The sequence below is a fragment of the Georgenia sp. Z1344 genome (genome assembly GCF_049856295.1).
GTDB lineage: Bacteria > Actinomycetota > Actinomycetes > Actinomycetales > Actinomycetaceae > JB111.
Map to the genome: position 1 here is coordinate 210,702 of NZ_JBNDMZ010000001.1, position 16,317 is coordinate 227,018.

Genomic DNA, 16,317 nt, shown 5'->3' on the forward strand with positions numbered 1-16,317 from the left:
CCCCCCCATCTCCTTCCTTGTTTGTTGTGTCGTAAGGAAGGGAACAGGGAACCCCCCCCCCCCCCGCGCCTGCCGGGTCGGCCCGGCAGATGGTCAGACGCAGGAACCGCCCGGCGTCGGGGGGTTGAGCTCCTCGTTGTAGGTGAACTCACCGGCGTTGTCGCTGAGGAAGGTCTCCCACGAGCCGTCCTCGAGCATCGTCTCGATGGCGGCGTTGATCTCCTCGCACATCTCCGAGCCCTGGGCCACGCCGATGCCGTAGTTCTCCTCGGAGAACGGGGCGCCGACGACCTCGAACTGGCCCTGGTACTGCTCCTGGTTGGCGAACCCGGCGAGGATGACGTCGTCGGTGGTGACGGCGTCGACCGTGCCGGCGGAGAGGAACTCGACGCACTCGGAGTACGTCTGCGCCGGGAACAGCTCGACACCCTCGGAGTACTCGTCCTGGATGCGCTGGGCCGAGGTCGAACCCTCGACCGAGCACAGGACGGAGCCGTCGAGGTCCTCGGGCCCACCGATGTCCGACTCGCCGGACCGGACGAGCAGGTCCTGGCCGGCCACGAAGTACGGGCCCGCGAAGGCCACGCGCTCCATGCGCTCCTCGGTGATGGAGTAGCTGGCCACGATCATGTCGACCTGGCCGTTCTCGATCATGTCCTCGCGCTGCGCGGACACGGACTGGACGAACTCGACCTGGTCCTCGGAATAGCCCAGGGCCTCGGCCACGTAGTGCGCGACGTCGACGTCGAGCCCCGTGTACTCCGAGCCCTCCTGCAGGCCGATGCCGGGCTGGTCGAACTTGATGCCGACGGTGAGGGTGCCCTCGGCGCCGCCCTCGGCACCTCCGCCGCCCTCGGACCCGGCCTCGCTGCCGGAGTCTCCGGAGTCGCCGCCGTCCTCGCTGCTGCCGGTGTCTCCGTCGTCGGAGCCGGTGTCCTCCTCGTCGCCGCCGCAGGCGGCGAGCACGGTCGCGGCGGCCAGGAGGACGGCAGCCGTGGCGTATCTGGTGCGTCGCATGAACTTCTCCAGGGGGTGTAGGTCCGCGTGGCCGGTCGGTCGACCGGCCACGGCCGGTGGATCAGTGGGTGATGAGCTTGGACAGGAAGTCCTTCGCCCGGTTCGAGCTCGGGTTCGTGAAGAACTCGTTCGGCTCGGCCTGCTCGACGATCCGCCCGTCGTCCATGAAGACGACCCGGTCCGCAGCCTTGCGGGCGAAGCCCATCTCGTGGGTGACGACGATCATCGTCATGCCGGACTTCGCGAGACCGGTCATGACGTCGAGGACCTCGTTGATCATCTCGGGGTCCAGCGCCGAGGTCGGCTCGTCGAAGAGCATGACCTTCGGCTCCATGGCGAGCGCCCGTGCGATCGCCACGCGCTGCTGCTGCCCGCCCGAGAGCTGGACGGGCCGCTTCTGCGCCTGGTTGGCCACGCCCACGCGCTCGAGGAGCTCCATCGCCCGCGCCTTGGCGTCCTTCGCCTTCATGCCCTTGACCTTGATCGGGCCGAGCGTGACGTTGTCGAGGATCGACTTGTGGGCGAAGAGGTTGAAGGACTGGAACACCATGCCCACCTGGGCGCGGTGCCGGGCCAGCGCCTTGCCCTCCTCGGGGAGGAGGTCGCCGTCCACGCGGATCTCGCCGGAGTCGATGGGCTCGAGCCGGTTGATCGTGCGGCACAGCGTGGACTTGCCCGAGCCCGAGGGGCCGATGACGACGACGACCTCTCCGCGCGCGACCCCGAGGTCGATGTCCTTGAGCACGTGGAGGTCGCCGAAGTACTTGTTGACGCCGCTCATCGAGACGAGGGGGACGCCGGAGCCGGGTACCGCCTCGCTGCGGCCCCGAGGTGTGGTCTCGGTCATGCGGTGCACACTACGTGCACCGGTGGGTCCGGCATGTGACACGAAGGTCACGAGACGGCAACGATGCAGGTCACCCCCATCGGCACGGCGCGGCGCGGTGCGCGTTCGGGGTAGTCGGGCGCGGCCGGGTGCGGGGCGAGCCGGGCGTGCCGTCGCCACGCGCGTACCGCGTCGCCGCGAGCGCCGAGGACCCCGCGACCCGCCGACGACGACGCGCCCCGCGTCAGTCCGCGAACGCCTTGGCGAGGGTGATCATCCGGTCGCGGAAGCCGTCGGAGGCCGGGGCGTGCCGGGCGGCCTCGAGCGCGTTGAGCACGAGGCGCACGTGCGTCCAGGCCCGGACCCGCTCGGGGTCGAGTCCCGCCGCGTCCGCCACCACGTCGGCCCGCAGCCGGACGTGCAGGCGCGCCGACGTGGCGCGCGCCGTGACCTCGGGGCGGTTCCACACGATCGGCGCGACCCCGTACGCGAGTTCGGCGGCGACGGGCTTGGGGTCGATGGCGAGCCAGTCCCCGCGGGCCGGGTCGAGCGGGGCGAGGACGTTCGCGTCGTGCAGGTCCTCGTGGACGGTGCGGGGCTCGGGGGCGCCGGCGAGCAGGCCGTCCAGCTCGGCGCGGCCCTGCACGGCGAGCCGGTGGGGGACGAGCGGGGAGCCCGCCTCGAGGTCCGCGCGCCACCTCTCGGCGCGGTCCGCGACCGTGGCGAGCCGGGGGTGCGCGGGGCGGTCGAGCCTTCGCAGCAGGTCCCCGACCACCTCGCAGGCGTCGAGCACCGGCTCGGCAGTCAGCGGGCGGGCCGCGTCGAGCCGCTCGAGCAGGAGGACGTGGGCGGCCGGGTCGGCTGCGAGGAGGCGGACCGCCCCCTCGCCGGCCCACAGTCGCAGCGCGAGGTGCTCGTGCCGGGCCTCCTCGTGCGGCCAGGTCACCTTGAGGGCGGCCGGTCCGGACGGCCCGACGACGGGGACCACCAGGGCGTTCTCGCCGTGCATCGCCGCGCCGTCGGCCGTCAGCCCCCACCGCTCGAGGGCGCCGTCGACCGCCCGGCCCAGCGCGGCGAGCCAGGCGTCGCCGTCGATGCCCTCGGCGCCGAGCGCCGGGTCGGGAGCCCGGCCGGCCACGCGCTCCGTCAGACCGGGCGGGATGTCGACCACATCGGCACGCTACCCAGGGCCCGCCGGGGGAGCGCGCTCTTAGGATGAGGGCGATGAGCACCACCGCCCCGGCCCCGCAGCGCACGTACCACGTGCGCACGCTCGGCTGCCAGATGAACGTCCACGACTCCGAGCGGCTCTCCGGCATGCTCGACGACGCCGGCTACCTCCCGGTGCACGGCGTGCCCGAGGCCGCCGCGCGTGCGACGCGGGCCGGCGACGAGGGCGCCGACGTCGTCGTGCTCAACACCTGCTCGGTGCGCGAGAACGCGGCGACCAAGCTGTTCGGCAACCTCGGCCAGCTCGCCGAGGTCAAGCGCGACCGGCCCGGCATGCAGATCGCCGTCGGCGGGTGCCTCGCCCAGCAGATGCGCGAGGAGATCGTCGAGAAGGCGCCGTGGGTCGACGTCGTCCTCGGCACCCACAACCTCGACGTGCTCCCCGCCCTGCTCGAGCGCGCCGCGCACAACGGCCGCGCCGCCGTCGAGATCGAGGAGTCCCTCAAGGTCTTCCCCTCCACGCTGCCGACGCGGCGCGAGTCGGCCTACGCCGCCTGGGTGTCGATCTCGGTGGGCTGCAACAACACGTGCACGTTCTGCATCGTCCCCTCGCTACGCGGCAAGGAGCGGGACCGCCGCCCGGGCGAGATCCTCGCCGAGGTCGAGGCCGTCGTGGCGAGCGGGGCCGTCGAGGTCACCCTCCTCGGCCAGAACGTCAACTCCTACGGCGTCTCCTTCGGCGAGCGCCGTGCGTTCGCCGACCTCCTGCGCGCGACGGGGCGGGTCGACGGTCTCGAGCGCGTGCGGTTCACCTCGCCGCACCCGGCGTCCTTCACCGACGACGTCATCGAGGCGATGGCGCAGACCCCGAACGTCATGCCGAGCCTGCACATGCCCCTCCAGTCCGGCTCGGACGCCGTGCTGCGGCGGATGCGCCGCTCGTACCGGTCGGCGAAGTTCCTCGGCATCATCGACCGCGTGCGGGCCGCGATGCCCGACGCGGCCATCACCACCGATCTTATCGTCGGCTTCCCCGGCGAGACGGAGGAGGACTTCCAGGCGACGCTCGACGTGGTCGAGGCCTCCCGCTTCTCCTCCGCCTTCACCTTCCAGTACTCGCGCCGCCCCGGCACCCCCGCCGCGGACTACGAGGACCAGGTGCCCGCCGAGGTCGTCACCGAGCGGTACAACCGGCTCGTCGAGCTCCAGCGCCGGATCTCCACCGAGCTCAACGAGGAGCAGGAGGGCCGGACCGTCGAGGTGCTCGTGGCCGAGGGCGAGGGCGCGAAGGACGCCGCCACCGGGCGCGTGACCGGGCGCGCCGCCGACAACCGCCTCGTGCACGTCGCGCTTCCGGAGGGCCTCGCCGAGGCCGACCGGCCGCGGCCGGGGGACATGGTCACCGCCACCGTCACGCACGGGGCGCCCCACCACCTCGTGGCCGACTCCGCGCTGAGCGGCGGCACGTTCGCCGTGCGGCGGACCCGGGCCGGCGACGCGTGGGCGGCGCGGGAGTCCGGCGGTCACGACCACGGCGGCGCGACCGCGCTCGGCGAGCCCGTCTCGCTCGGCATGCCGACCCTGCGGCGGGCCTGACCATGACCGGTGCCTCGACCGGCGAGCAGGACGCGGCCCGACCCCGGGGTGGCGCGGGGGAAGGCAGGGGCGCGTCGGGGGAGCGTCCGGCCGACGAGGGGTTCGTCGTCGCCGTCGTGGGCCCGACGGCGACGGGCAAGTCCGAGCTCGCCCTCGACCTCGCCGAGCAGTTCGCCACCGAGCTCGCGCTCACGGCGCCCGAGCTCTACGAGGTCGTCTCCGCCGACGCCGCCCAGCTCTACCGTGGGATGGACATCGGTACCGCGAAGCTCTCCGTCGCCGAGCGGCGGGGCATCGCCCACCACCAGATCGACGTCCTCGACCCCGCCGACGTCGCCTCCGTCGCCGCCTACCAGCGGTCCGCCGAGGCGGACGTGCAGGCGATCCTCGCGCGCGGGCACCGGCCGATCGTCGTCGGCGGGTCCGGCCTGTACGTGCGCGCCCTGCTCGACGACGTCGACCTGCCGCCCACCGACCCGGAGGTGCGCGCGGCGATCGAGGAGCGCGCCGAGCGGATCGGCGCCACCGCCCTGTTCGACGAGCTCGCCGCCGCCGACCCCGAGGCCGCCGCCGCGATGGACCCGGCCAACGTGCGCCGCACCGTGCGGGCCCTCGAGGTCATCGAGCTGACGGGGGAGGCCTTCTCCGCCCGGGCGCGCCCGCCCCGGTACCGCCGGCCCGCCGTGCAGGTGGCGATCGACGTCCCGCGCCCGCTGCTCGACGCGCGGATCGAGGCGCGGGCGGACGCGATGGTCGCCGGCGGGCTCGTCGACGAGGTCACCGCCCTGGCCGAGGCCGGGCTGGGCCGGACGGCCGAGCGGGCCGTCGGCTACGTCGAGGCGCTCGCGCACCTGCGCGGGGAGATCCCCCTGGGCGAGCTCCCCGAGGCGATCGCCCGCGCCACGCGTCGGCTCGCCCGACGCCAGGAGACCTGGTTCCGCCGCGACGAGCGCATCACGTGGGTGCCGGCCGACGAGAATCTCGTGCTCGCGGCCGCCACCGCGGTCGGGCAGGGCTGGCGGGAGCTCGGGCAGCCCTGAGGGGTGGGTGGCAGGCGTCGCTGCGTGCGTCGTCGGCCCCGACCTACGCTGGGTGCATGACCCCCGAGGACCGTCGCACCGCCCTGGCCCGACTCGCCGGGACGACGCTCGCCCTCGGCCACGGCACCGAGAACGACTTCGTGCTCGTCGACGACCCGGACGCCGCGCTCGACCTCACCCCGCAGGACGTGGCGGCGCTCGCCGACCGCCGCGGCGGGCTCGGCGGGGACGGCATCATCCGCGCCGTGCGCACCGAGGCGCTCGCGCGCACCGACCCGGACGCCGCCCGCGTGGCCGCCGAGGACGCCGGGGCCGTGTGGTTCATGGACTACCGCAACGCCGACGGCTCCCTCGCCGAGATGTGCGGCAACGGGGTGCGCGTGTTCGTCGCCCACCTGCGCGACCGCGGCCATGTCTCGCTCGGGGACGGGGAGACGGTCCGCGTCGGGACGCGCGGCGGGGTGCGGCAGGTGCGGATCGTCGGGGACGAGTACGCCGTGTCGATGGGCCGCTTCGGCCTCCCCGGCGGCCCGGCGGCGCTGGCCGACGGGACCGACGTCGCCGTCGTCGTGCCCGGCCTGTCCGGGACCCGCGGCGGCCTGCGGGTGACGATGCCCAACCCGCACACCGTGGTCGCGGTGCCGAGCCTGGAGGACCTCGCCGCCGCGCGCCTCGAGCTCGGGACGGTCGACTACGCCCCCGAGCCGCCCGAGGGGACCAACCTCGAGCTCGTCGTCCCGGGCGTGGAGGAGGTCGGGCCGGACGGCCGCGTCGGCACGCTGACGATGCGCGTCCTCGAGCGCGGCGTGGGGGAGACCCGTTCGTGCGGGACGGGCTGCTGCGCCGCCGCCGTCGCGGTGCGCGCGTGGGCCGGCGCGGGAGCCCCCGACCGGTGGCGCGTGCAGGTGCCGGGCGGCACCGTGCTCGTCGACGTCGACGCGGACGGCGAGGTCACCCTCACCGGGCCGGCCGCCCTGGTCGCGGACGTCAGGCTGCGCTGAGCGCGGCGGCGGGCCGCGCCGAGCGACGGCGTCGCGCTGCCTCGACGCGTGGATGCGCGTCGCCGCGCCGGCCGCCGACGACACGCTGCGCCGAGCGGGCTTCTCAGGAGCCGGTGACCGCGAGGACCCGGAAGCCCTTCGAGCTGCCGACCCGCTCGACCGCCCACCCGCGCTCGTCCTGAAGCCACCGGTGCAGCGAGTCCGCCCCGAGGTTCTTCCCGACCACGAGGTGGGCGAGGGCACCCGGCGCGAGGCGGGGCAGCCACAGGTCGAGCAGGTCGTGCAGGGCCTGCTTGCCCACCCTGACCGGCGGGTTGGACCAGATCGCGTCCACCCGGCCGTCCGCGCCGAGCCGCTCGAGCGCAGCCTCCGGGGTGAGCGCGGCGACCCGGGGGGCGCCGGCCGCGGCGGCGTTACGGGCCGTGAGGTCGAGGGCGCGCTCGCTGACGTCGACGGCGAGCACGTCGGCTCCCGGGGACGCGTCCGCGAGGGCGAGGGTGATCGGGCCCCAGCCGCACCCGAGGTCGAGGAGCGTGCCCGTCGTCGGCGGGTCGGGCACCTCGTCGAGGAGGATCGCCGTGGCCTTGTCGAGGCCGCCGGCGGAGAACACCGAGCCGCCCGTCGTCACCGTGCGCGCGCGCCCCCGCAGGACGACCTCGCGCTCGCGCAGGTCGGCGGGCGCCGCGGGGTCCGGGGCGAAGTAGTGCGCGGTGTCCACAGGCGTCACGGTACCCACCGCGTCCACAGCCGAGGGCGAAAGTCCTTGGGCCGCGAGGCGGGCCGTGGGACCATGGGGACCCCCGAGACGAAGGACCCCATGACCGATCTGAGAACCCCCGGTGCCACGCCCGACGCGCAGGCCGACGACGTCGTCGCCCGCATCCTCGCCCGGGCCGGGACCGCGCTGCAGGACGGCGCGGACGAGGGCACCGACCACGACGGCGACCAGCTCGACCGCACCGAGCGGCAGGCGCTGTCCCGCGTCGCCGGGCTGTCCACCGAGCTCGAGGACGTCACCGAGGTCGAGTACCGGCAGCTGCGCCTCGAGCGGGTCGTGCTCGTCGGGCTCGTCACCTCCGGCTCCCCGGCCGAGGCCGAGGTCTCGCTGCGCGAGCTCGCGGCGCTCGCCGAGACCGCCGGCTCCGTGGTCCTCGACGGGATCCTCCAGCGCCGCGCCCACCCGGACCCGGCCACGTTCCTCGGCTCGGGCAAGGCGGCGGAGCTGCGGGAGATCGTGGCCTCGACCGGCGCGGACACGGTCGTCGTCGACTCCGAGCTCGCCCCCTCGCAGCGGCGTGCGCTCGAGGACGTCGTCAAGGTCAAGGTCGTCGACCGGACCGCCCTCATCCTCGACATCTTCGCCCAGCACGCGAAGTCCCGGGAGGGCAAGGCCCAGGTCGAGCTCGCCCAGCTCGAGTACCTGCTCCCGCGTCTGCGCGGCTGGGGTGAGTCGATGTCCCGGCAGGCCGGTGGCCGGGTCGCCGGCGGTGAGGGCATCGGGTCCCGCGGCCCCGGTGAGACGAAGATCGAGCTCGACCGGCGGCGCATCCGCACCCGCATGTCCCGCCTGCGCCGCCAGCTGCGCGACATGGCGCCCTCCCGCGGCACGCGGCGCTCGAGCCGCCGCCGCAACCGCACCCCGGGGGTGGCCATCGCCGGCTACACGAACGCCGGCAAGTCGTCCCTGCTCAACCGGCTCACGGGCGCGGGCGCGCTCGTCCAGAACCAGCTCTTCGCCACGCTCGACACGACCGTGCGCCGCGCGGCCACCCCCGAGGGGCGCGAGTACACGCTCACCGACACGGTCGGGTTCGTCCGTCGTCTCCCCACCCAGCTCGTCGAGGCGTTCCGCTCCACCCTGGAGGAGATCGCGGAGGCGGACCTCCTGCTGCACGTGGTCGACGCCTCCCACCCGGATCCCGTCGGTCAGGTCGAGGCGGTCCACGCCGTGCTCGCCGACATCGAGGGAGCGGGCGACGTGCGGGAGATCATCGTGCTCAACAAGGCCGACCGCGCGGGCGAGGCCGAGCTCATGGCCCTGCGCACCCGGTTCCCGGGTTCCGTGACGGTCTCCGCCTACACGGGCGAGGGCATCGAGGAGCTCACCGCGACGATCGCCCGCGAGCTCGCCGAGGCGGCGCCGATCGGCGAGGAGATCGAGCTGACCGTGCCGTTCGCGCGGGGCGACCTCGTGGCCCGCGCCCACGCCGACGGCGAGGTGCTCGACGAGCGGTGGACCGCCGAGGGCACCGAGCTGCGGGCGCTCGTCGACCCGGCGCTCGCGGCCGACCTGCGCGCGGCCACCGGCGCGTGAGCGTCACCGAGGAGGAGGCCGGGACGGACCGCGAGGGGACCGGGCGCGCCCGGTCCGCGACGACCACGACCGACGACGGCGGGTCCGACGACGGCGGGGCCGACGAGGCCAGGCCCGGGCGTACCGGCGACGCGAGCGGGTCCGACGACGAGGAGCGCGCCCTGTCCGTGCTCGACGCCGTCGTCGAGCGTGCCGGCGGGACGCCGCGGGACGGGCAGCGGGAGATGACCCGGCGGGTGGCCGGGGCGGTCGCCGGCGGGGAGCGGCTCCTCGTCCAGGCGGGCACGGGCACGGGCAAGTCGTTCGGCTACCTCGCCCCGGTGATGAGTCACGCCGTGGCGTCCGGCGAGCGCGCGGTCGTCTCGACCGCCACCCTCGCCCTCCAGCGGCAGGTCCTCGTCAAGGATGCCCCCGCGGTGGCCGACGCGATCCAGGGGAGCACCGGGACCCGGCCCGACGTCGCCCTCCTCAAGGGCTGGCACAACTACGTGTGCCGCCACAAGGTCGACGGCGGCTACCCGGCCGAGGAGGAGCCCACGCTGCTGGCCGCACCGGCCACGACCGCGTCGACCGGCCAGGGCGCGCGTGGACCGCTCGGCGAGCAGGTCGTGCGCGCCCGCGAGTTCGCGGCGAGCAGCGAGACCGGGGACCGTGACGAGCTCGTCCCCGGCGTGTCCGACCGGGCCTGGCGCCAGGTCTCCGTCACGCGGCTCGAGTGCATCGGCCGGTCGTGCCCGCAGTGGACCGACTGCTTCGCCGTCCAGGCCCGCGAGCGCGCGGCACAGGCGGACGTCGTCGTCACCAACCACGCGATGCTCGGGATCGCCGCCACCGGCTCGCCCGGCGTGCTGCCCGAGCACGACGTGCTCGTGGTCGACGAGGCCCACGAGCTGGCCGGCCGCCTGCGCAGCCAGGGCACGGTCGAGCTGAGCGTCGGCGTCGTCGAGCGGGTCGCCCGGGTGGTGCGCGCCGAGAACGGCGCCGCCGAGGACCTCACGCGCGCGGCCGGGGACCTCAGGGGCGCCCTCGAGGTGCTTCCCGCCGGCCGGATGGCCGACGGTCCGGGCGAGCTGCTCGGCGGGGTGATCTCGCTCGTCGGCTCCGCCGCCACCGAGGCCGCCCGCTCGCTCGCGGGGGAGGCCGGCTCGCCCGACAAGGCGGGCGGGCGCGTCGCTGCCCGCTCGGCCGCCGTCGTCCTCGCGGAGGTCTGTGAGCGGCTCGTGTCCGGGGGAGTGGCGGCGCGCGCCGACGTCATGTGGTGCGACCGGGGGCGTGAGGACCTCGACCCGCCGCGCCTCCAGCTCGCCCCGGTCGAGGTCGCGGACCGCGCGGCCACCCACCTGTGGGCCGACCGGGCCGTCGTCGCGACCTCGGCCACCCTCACCCTCGGCGGCGAGCTGGCGCCCCTCGCCGTCCAGCTCGGTCTCTCGCGGGGGGCCCAGTGGCAGGGCGCCGACGTCGGGTCCCCGTTCTCCTACGGGAGCCAGGCGATCCTCTACACGCCGGCCCACCTGCCCGCCCCCGGCCGCGACGGCACGGCCGAGGCCGCGCGGACCGAGCTCGTCGACCTCGTCGAGGCCTCCGGCGGGGGAGCGCTCGGCCTGTTCTCCTCCCGGCGGGCCGCCGAGGAGGCGGCCGAGGTCGTCCGCGACCGCACGGGGCTGCGCGTGCTCTGCCAGGGCGACGACTCCCTGCCCGCGCTCGTGGAGGCCTTCGCCGCCGACGACGACGCCTGCCTGTTCGGGACCATCTCGTTGTGGCAGGGCGTCGACGTGCCCGGGCGCGCCAACCGGCTCGTCGTCATCGACCGCATCCCGTTCCCGCGGCCCGACGACCCGGTCGCGCAGGCGAGGTCCGAGGTGGCCCAGTCCCGGGGCGCGAGCGGCTTCATGGCGGTCTCCGCCACCCACGCCGCCCTGCTGCTGGCCCAGGGGGTCGGGCGGCTCATCCGGTCGACGACCGACCGGGGCGTCGTCGCCGTCCTCGACCCGCGCCTCGTCACCGCCCGCTACGGCGGGTACCTGCGGGCGTCCCTGCCGCCGATGTGGCCGACCCGGGACGGCGAGGTCGCGCGCGCGGCGCTGCGCCGGCTCGCCGCGGCGGAGTAGCCGGGAACGGTCGTCGGCGCAGCTCCCGCCGGCGGTGGGGGAGTCGCCGGCCATGGTCGCCGGTGCGGCGACGGCCGATCGCGGGGGGAGTAGCCGGGAACGGTCGCCGCCGCGGTGCCGGCCGGCCGCGGGGGAGCAGCCCGGGCCGGACGTCCGTGGTCCTCGGCGGGCGCGCCACGTAGCCTGGTGACCGCACCCGCGCAAGCAGCCCCGCCCAGGAGGATCCGTGACCGAGCACCGCGACGTCCCCGAGGCCGCACGGCCCGCCGACACCGTCGACCCCCACGCGGGGCACGGGCACACCGACGGCGCACACGCCGCGGATCCCCAGGTCACGGCGCCGCCGCCGCGCCGCGCCGCGGACCAGCCGCGACGGGCCACGCGCGTCGCCGTCGTCGGTGCGGGTGCCGTGGGTTCCGCGATCGCCTACGCCATGCTCCTGCGGGGCTCCGCCCGCGAGGTCGTGCTCTACGACATCAACGCGGACAAGGTCAACGCCGAGGTCCTCGACCTCGCCCACGGCATCTCGTTCACCCCGATGAACAGCGTCGGCGGCGGGAACGACATCTCCGTGTGCGCGGACGCCGACGTCGTCGTCATCACCGCCGGCGCCAAGCAGAAGCCCGGCCAGTCCCGCCTCGACCTCGCCGGCGCGACGATCGACATCATGCGCACCCTCGTGCCGCAGCTCGTCGAGGTGGCACCGCACGCGATCCACCTCATGGTGGCCAACCCGGTCGACGTCGTCACCCAGGCCGGCCTCGCGATCTCGGGCCTCCCGCCCACCCAGTTCTTCGGCTCCGGCACGGTGCTCGACACCTCGCGGATGCGCTACCTCGTGGCCCGACGCGCCGGCGTCGCCGTCCAGTCGGTGCACGGCTACATCGCGGGCGAGCACGGCGACTCCGAGGTGCCGATGTGGAGCTCGGCAACCATCGGCGGGATCCCGGTCGAGGACTGGCCCGCCGCCACCGGGACGAGCAACCTCGACGCGGCCGACCGCGAGCGGATCCGCCACGAGGTCGTCCACGCCGCCGACACGATCATCCGGGGCAAGGGGGCGACGAACTACGCGATCGGCCTGTCGACCGCGCGCATCGTCGAGGCTCTCCTGCGCGACGAGGACCGCGTGCTGTCGGTCTCGCGCATGCTGCCCGACGTCTACGGGAGCGGGCCGGTGACGATGTCGATGCCGACGGTCATCGGTCGCGACGGCGCCGCCCGGACCCTCATGCTGCCCGCCTCGGAGGCGGAGCAGGAGGCGCTGCTGGCCTCGGCGGCGTCGATCCGCTCGGTGGCCGCGCAGTTCGGGTTCTGACGCGGATCACGGGCGCCGGCGCGGATCACGGACGCTGAGGCGGATCACGGGCGCAGACGCAACTCACGCACGCTGAGGCGGACGACGCCCGGACCACGCCGTCCGGGCGTCGACCGCCGCCGGGGGCGCCGCCTCAGAGGGCGCGCAGGACCGCGACGACCTTGCCGAGGATCGTCGACTCGTCCGCCGGGATCGGGGCGTAGCTCGAGTTCCGCGGCAGCAGCCACACGTGGCCGTCCCGGCGGGAGAGCGCCTTGACCGTCGCCTCGCCGTCGAGCATCGCCGCCACGATCTCCCCGTTCTCCGCCACGTTCTGCCGCCGCACCACCACCCGGTCGCCGTCGCAGATCGCCGCCTCGATCATCGAGTCGCCGACGACGTCGAGCATGAACAGCTCGCCCGAGCCCACGAGCTCGCGGGGGAGCGGGAGCGAGGCCGTGATCTCCTGCTCGGCGAGGATCGGTCCGCCGGCCGCGATCCGGCCGACGAGCGGCACGTAGGCGGGGGCCTCGCCACCGAGCCCCTCGCCGTCGTGCAGCGTGAGCACGGGGTGGTCGTCCTCCGCCGGGCCGGGCTCCGCGTCGCGGTCCGGTGCACCCGGGTCCGCGACGGCCGGCTCGAGCTCGACGATCTCGATCGCGCGCGGGCGCTTGGGGTCGCGACGGATGTAGCCCTTGCGCTCGAGCGTGTCGAGCTGGTGCTTGACCGACGACGGCGAGCCGAGCCCCACGGCGATGCCGATCTCCCGCAGCGACGGCGGGTAGCCGCGCTCGGCGACCGCCGTGCGCAGGCAGTCGAGGACCTCCCGCTGGCGCACGGTCAGCGCGGGTGGTGCGGGTGCGGCGTTCTCGCCCATGACGGGCCTCCAGGTCCTCGTCCGGTCGGTGCCGGAGCGTCGATGTCGGTGGTCTGCGATGAACTGCGGACGACGCCAAGGGTAGGCCGGTGTCGGGCGCATCTCAAACATGTGTTCGATCGGAGTGTCGACTTCCCGTCCCGGATGCTCTACTCTGGCGAACAGTTGTTCGACGAACGCACGTTCGAGGAGAGTTGAGATGAGCGCACTTCCCCTGGAGGCGGTCCCCGTCGTCCCGCGCCGTACCCGGCCGCGGCTCCAGGTCGTCGGCCCGGAGTTCGTGCCGCAGCCTCCGCTCGGCGCGCCGGAGGACCGGTCCGCGAGGACCGCGCTCGTCCCGGGCCCGGCCGCCGTGCCGCATGCCCGCCCCGCGGCGCCCGTCGCCGCCCCCAGCCGTCCCTCCGCACGTCCGTCGGTCGCCGCCCCGGCCGTGCGGGGGGACTCCCTCCGGGCGACAGCCGCGGCGCCGCTGCGGCTCACCGCTCGCGGCGTGCTCGCCCTGCGGGCGCTCGTCCTCGGTATCGCGCTGCTCGTCGTCGTCGGCCTGGGCGCCGGCATCGGCGCGATCGCCGCGCCGAGCGTCGAGGCGTCCGGCGCCACGGTCGTCGTGGCCCCCGGCGAGTCGCTGTGGGCAGTCGCCTCCGCGGCCGCCGCCCCGGGCGAGGACGTCCGGGACGTCGTCGCGCAGATCGCCGAGCTGAACGGGCTCCGGGGCGAGTCGGTCGCCGCCGGGCAGACGCTGCAGCTGCCGCGCTGACCGCGGCGATGCGGCGCCGGCAGCGGCACGTGCGCCGGCCCGCGCCCGCCGGTGCGGAGCGGCCGCGGGTCTGCCGCGTGGTGCCCTCCGCGCGCCGGGGCGTGGCGGGCTGGAATGATGGCCCGATGCACTGCCCCTTCTGCCGCTTCCCGGACTCCCGGGTGATCGACTCGCGCACCTCCGACGACGGCACGTCGATCCGGCGCCGTCGACTGTGCCCGGACTGCAACCGGCGGTTCAGCACCCTGGAGACGTCGTCGCTGCAGGTGGTCAAGCGGTCCGGCGTCGTCGAGCCGTTCAGCCGCGACAAGGTGGTCGGCGGGCTGCGGAAGGCGAGCCAGGGCCGGCCGGTCTCCGACGACGACCTCGCGCGTCTCGCTCAGCAGGTCGAGGAGACGGTCCGTGCGTCCGGCGCCGCCCAGGTCGACGCCCACGACGTCGGCACGGCGATCCTCGCGCCGCTGCGCTCCCTCGACGAGGTGGCCTACCTGCGCTTCGCCTCGGTCTACTCCGCATACGACTCGCTCGAGGACTTCGAGGCAGCGATCGCGGCCCTGCGCGCGGACCGTGCGGCGGGAGTGGGTGCCGCGGCGGTCGGCGCCGGGGACGGGGACGGGGGTGACCCCGCGGCGTCGGACTCAATCGACGGCGCGGCTGACAGCTCGGGCGAGGCGGCTGTGCCGGGTCGCGAGAACTGACATCGCCGTGCCCGGTCCTGAGGACTGAACGGGCCGCTCGCAAAGGCTGCCGGGGCTGCTCCGCGTTCCGTCCACAACGACGTTCACGCGACCCTCGCGGAGCCGCTAGGCTCTGGTGCACCGGCGACGAGCCGGGCCCCCGAGCACCCGCACCACGGTGGTCGAGCGCGGCCCGCCGACGTCGGCGCCGACCGCCGTCGGTGACGTCGGAGGGGAAGCCGACGTCACCGGCGGCTCGGCGCAGACAGCGGTGCCTCCTCGGCCCGTGAGCTACCGGGCCGTCAGCGGTCGAGCCACCCCGGGAGCGGCGCACTCACGACGCTTGGCCTGCCTGGGAGCAGCGCGGTCAGACGCCCGGCCGCGAGAGCACCCGGAGGCGGATCGTGTCCTCCATCGACTGCATCGCGGACAGGGCCGCCACCGGGATCTCGGAGGAGATGTCGGTGATGACGTATCCGGTCTCGCCGGAGGTCCCGAGGATCTGCCCCTCGATGTTCGCCCCGGCCTCCGCGAAGGTCTGGTTGACGAGCGCGAGGACGCCGGGCGTGTTCCGGTGCACGTAGGCGAGCCGGTGCCGGGTGGCGCCGGTCGTCTCGAGCGTGAGGCGGGGCAGGTTGACCGAGAGGTCCGTGGTCCCGAGCCGGTAGTACGAGGCGAGCTTGCCGGAGACGAAGTGGCCGATGTTCTCCTGCGCCTCCTCGGTGGACCCGCCGACGTGCGGGGTGAGGATGACGTTGGGCAGCCCGCGCAGCTCGGAGCTGAAGTCCGCGCCGTTGCTCTTCGGCTCGTCCGGGAAGACGTCGACCGCCGCACCGGTGATGGAGCCGTCGAGGATGTGCTCGCGCAGGGCGGCGTAGTCCACGAGGAAACCGCGCGAGAGGTTGAGGAACGCGGCACCCTGCTTCATCGCCGCGAACTGCGCGGCGCCGAACATCCCGGCGTTGCCCTCGCGGCCGTCCACGTGCAGCGTGACGACGTCGGCCTCGGCGAGGAGCTCCTCGAGCGAGGCGGTGCCGCGGGCGTTGCCGAGCGCGAGCTTCTCGGACGTGTCGTAGAAGATCACGTGCATGCCGAGCGCCTCGGCGATGACGGAGAGCTGCGACCCGATGTTCCCGTAGCCGACGATGCCGAGCGTGCGGCCCCGCACCTCGTGGGAGCCGGCGGCGGACTTCGCCCAGACGCCGTCGTGCAGCGACTTGTCCCGCTCGGTCAGGCGCCGCGTGAGGGCGATGATCTCCGCGACGGCGAGCTCGACCACGGAGCGCGTGTTGGAGAACGGCGCGTTGAACACGGCGATGCCGTGCCGGGTCGCGGCGCGGGTGTCGATCTGGTTGGTCCCGATGCTGAACGCGCCGACGGCGAGGAGCTGCGGGTGGTTGGCGAGCACGCGGCCGGTGACCTGCGTCTGCGACCGGATGCCGAGGATCTCGATGCCGTCGAGGGCCTCGTCCAGCTCGTCCTCCGACATCGCGTGCGGGTGCCGGACGATGTCGAGGCCGGCACCTCTGAGCACGGGGTCGGCGTTGGAGTGCGGGTTTTCCAGGAGGAGGGCTCGAGTCACCGGGACATGGTCGCCCCGGCGTCCGCGCTCGGCAAACCCGTTCCACCGCTCGGTC

Annotated in this window: 14 protein-coding genes; 8 read left to right on the plus strand and 6 right to left on the minus strand. The window is 74.9% G+C overall.

The window, feature by feature from the left end:
- Positions 1 to 93: 93 nt before the first annotated feature.
- The 3 genes from ACPYO6_RS01005 to ACPYO6_RS01015 form a co-directional block, all read right to left on the minus strand.
- Entirely contained in the window at positions 94 to 1,017 is a 924-nt protein-coding gene (locus tag ACPYO6_RS01005; protein ID WP_425713018.1) for a glutamate ABC transporter substrate-binding protein, read from the minus strand.
- A 61-nt stretch (positions 1,018 to 1,078) separates the two neighbouring features.
- Entirely contained in the window at positions 1,079 to 1,864 is a 786-nt protein-coding gene (locus ACPYO6_RS01010) for an amino acid ABC transporter ATP-binding protein (RefSeq protein WP_425713019.1), read from the minus strand.
- Between the two features lie 223 nt (positions 1,865 to 2,087).
- Positions 2,088 to 3,014 (minus strand): aminoglycoside phosphotransferase family protein, encoded by a 927-nt coding sequence (locus tag ACPYO6_RS01015; protein ID WP_425713020.1) that lies wholly within the window; start codon positions 3,012 to 3,014, stop codon positions 2,088 to 2,090.
- Positions 3,015 to 3,067: 53 nt separating this feature from the next.
- On the opposite strand from ACPYO6_RS01015, the gene miaB reads away from it, so the two are divergent.
- Genes miaB through dapF form a run of 3 tightly spaced genes read left to right on the plus strand, consistent with a single transcriptional unit; the run spans position 3,068 to position 6,650 of the window.
- Positions 3,068 to 4,609 carry a tRNA (N6-isopentenyl adenosine(37)-C2)-methylthiotransferase MiaB gene (gene miaB / locus ACPYO6_RS01020; RefSeq protein WP_425713021.1) on the plus strand — a complete coding sequence of 514 codons (1,542 nt, stop codon included), beginning with the start codon at positions 3,068 to 3,070 and terminating at the stop codon, positions 4,607 to 4,609.
- A 2-nt stretch (positions 4,610 to 4,611) separates the two neighbouring features.
- Positions 4,612 to 5,649 carry a tRNA (adenosine(37)-N6)-dimethylallyltransferase MiaA gene (miaA, locus tag ACPYO6_RS01025; RefSeq protein WP_425713022.1) on the plus strand — a complete coding sequence of 346 codons (1,038 nt, stop codon included), beginning with the start codon at positions 4,612 to 4,614 and terminating at the stop codon, positions 5,647 to 5,649.
- A gap of 56 nt (positions 5,650 to 5,705) precedes the next feature.
- On the plus strand, positions 5,706 to 6,650 hold the full coding sequence (gene dapF, locus ACPYO6_RS01030; protein ID WP_425713023.1) for a diaminopimelate epimerase: 945 nt from the start codon (positions 5,706 to 5,708) through the stop codon (positions 6,648 to 6,650).
- 103 nt (positions 6,651 to 6,753) lie between these two features.
- Here dapF and ACPYO6_RS01035 read toward each other — a convergent pair whose 3' ends face one another.
- Positions 6,754 to 7,368 (minus strand): class I SAM-dependent methyltransferase, encoded by a 615-nt coding sequence (locus ACPYO6_RS01035; RefSeq protein WP_425713024.1) that lies wholly within the window; start codon positions 7,366 to 7,368, stop codon positions 6,754 to 6,756.
- A gap of 99 nt (positions 7,369 to 7,467) precedes the next feature.
- On the opposite strand from ACPYO6_RS01035, the gene hflX reads away from it, so the two are divergent.
- The 3 genes from hflX (at position 7,468) to ACPYO6_RS01050 (ending at position 12,390) form a co-directional block, all read left to right on the plus strand.
- Positions 7,468 to 8,964, plus strand: a complete 1,497-nt coding sequence (gene hflX, locus ACPYO6_RS01040; RefSeq protein WP_425713025.1) for a GTPase HflX — start codon at positions 7,468 to 7,470, stop codon at positions 8,962 to 8,964.
- Entirely contained in the window at positions 8,961 to 11,072 is a 2,112-nt protein-coding gene (locus ACPYO6_RS01045) for an ATP-dependent DNA helicase (RefSeq protein ID WP_425713026.1), read from the plus strand. Before hflX ends, ACPYO6_RS01045 begins: the two co-directional genes overlap by 4 nt.
- 226 nt (positions 11,073 to 11,298) lie before the next feature.
- Positions 11,299 to 12,390: an L-lactate dehydrogenase gene (locus tag ACPYO6_RS01050; protein ID WP_425713027.1), complete on the plus strand. Its 1,092-nt coding sequence runs from the start codon at positions 11,299 to 11,301 to the stop codon at positions 12,388 to 12,390.
- A 133-nt stretch (positions 12,391 to 12,523) separates the two neighbouring features.
- Here the strand turns inward: ACPYO6_RS01050 and lexA are convergent, their stop codons facing one another.
- Positions 12,524 to 13,246 (minus strand): transcriptional repressor LexA, encoded by a 723-nt coding sequence (lexA, locus tag ACPYO6_RS01055; protein ID WP_425713028.1) that lies wholly within the window; start codon positions 13,244 to 13,246, stop codon positions 12,524 to 12,526.
- A 199-nt stretch (positions 13,247 to 13,445) separates the two neighbouring features.
- Here lexA and ACPYO6_RS01060 point away from each other — a divergent pair, with 199 nt between their 5' ends.
- On the plus strand, positions 13,446 to 14,003 hold the full coding sequence (locus ACPYO6_RS01060; protein WP_425713029.1) for a LysM peptidoglycan-binding domain-containing protein: 558 nt from the start codon (positions 13,446 to 13,448) through the stop codon (positions 14,001 to 14,003).
- Between the two features lie 125 nt (positions 14,004 to 14,128).
- Positions 14,129 to 14,701: a transcriptional regulator NrdR gene (gene nrdR, locus ACPYO6_RS01065; RefSeq protein ID WP_425713030.1), complete on the plus strand. Its 573-nt coding sequence runs from the start codon at positions 14,129 to 14,131 to the stop codon at positions 14,699 to 14,701.
- A gap of 346 nt (positions 14,702 to 15,047) precedes the next feature.
- On the opposite strand, the gene serA is transcribed toward nrdR, so the two are convergent.
- Complete coding sequence (serA, locus tag ACPYO6_RS01070; RefSeq protein ID WP_425713031.1) at positions 15,048 to 16,262, minus strand: phosphoglycerate dehydrogenase; 1,215 nt, start codon at positions 16,260 to 16,262, stop codon at positions 15,048 to 15,050.
- Between the last annotated feature and the right edge of the window lie 55 nt (positions 16,263 to 16,317).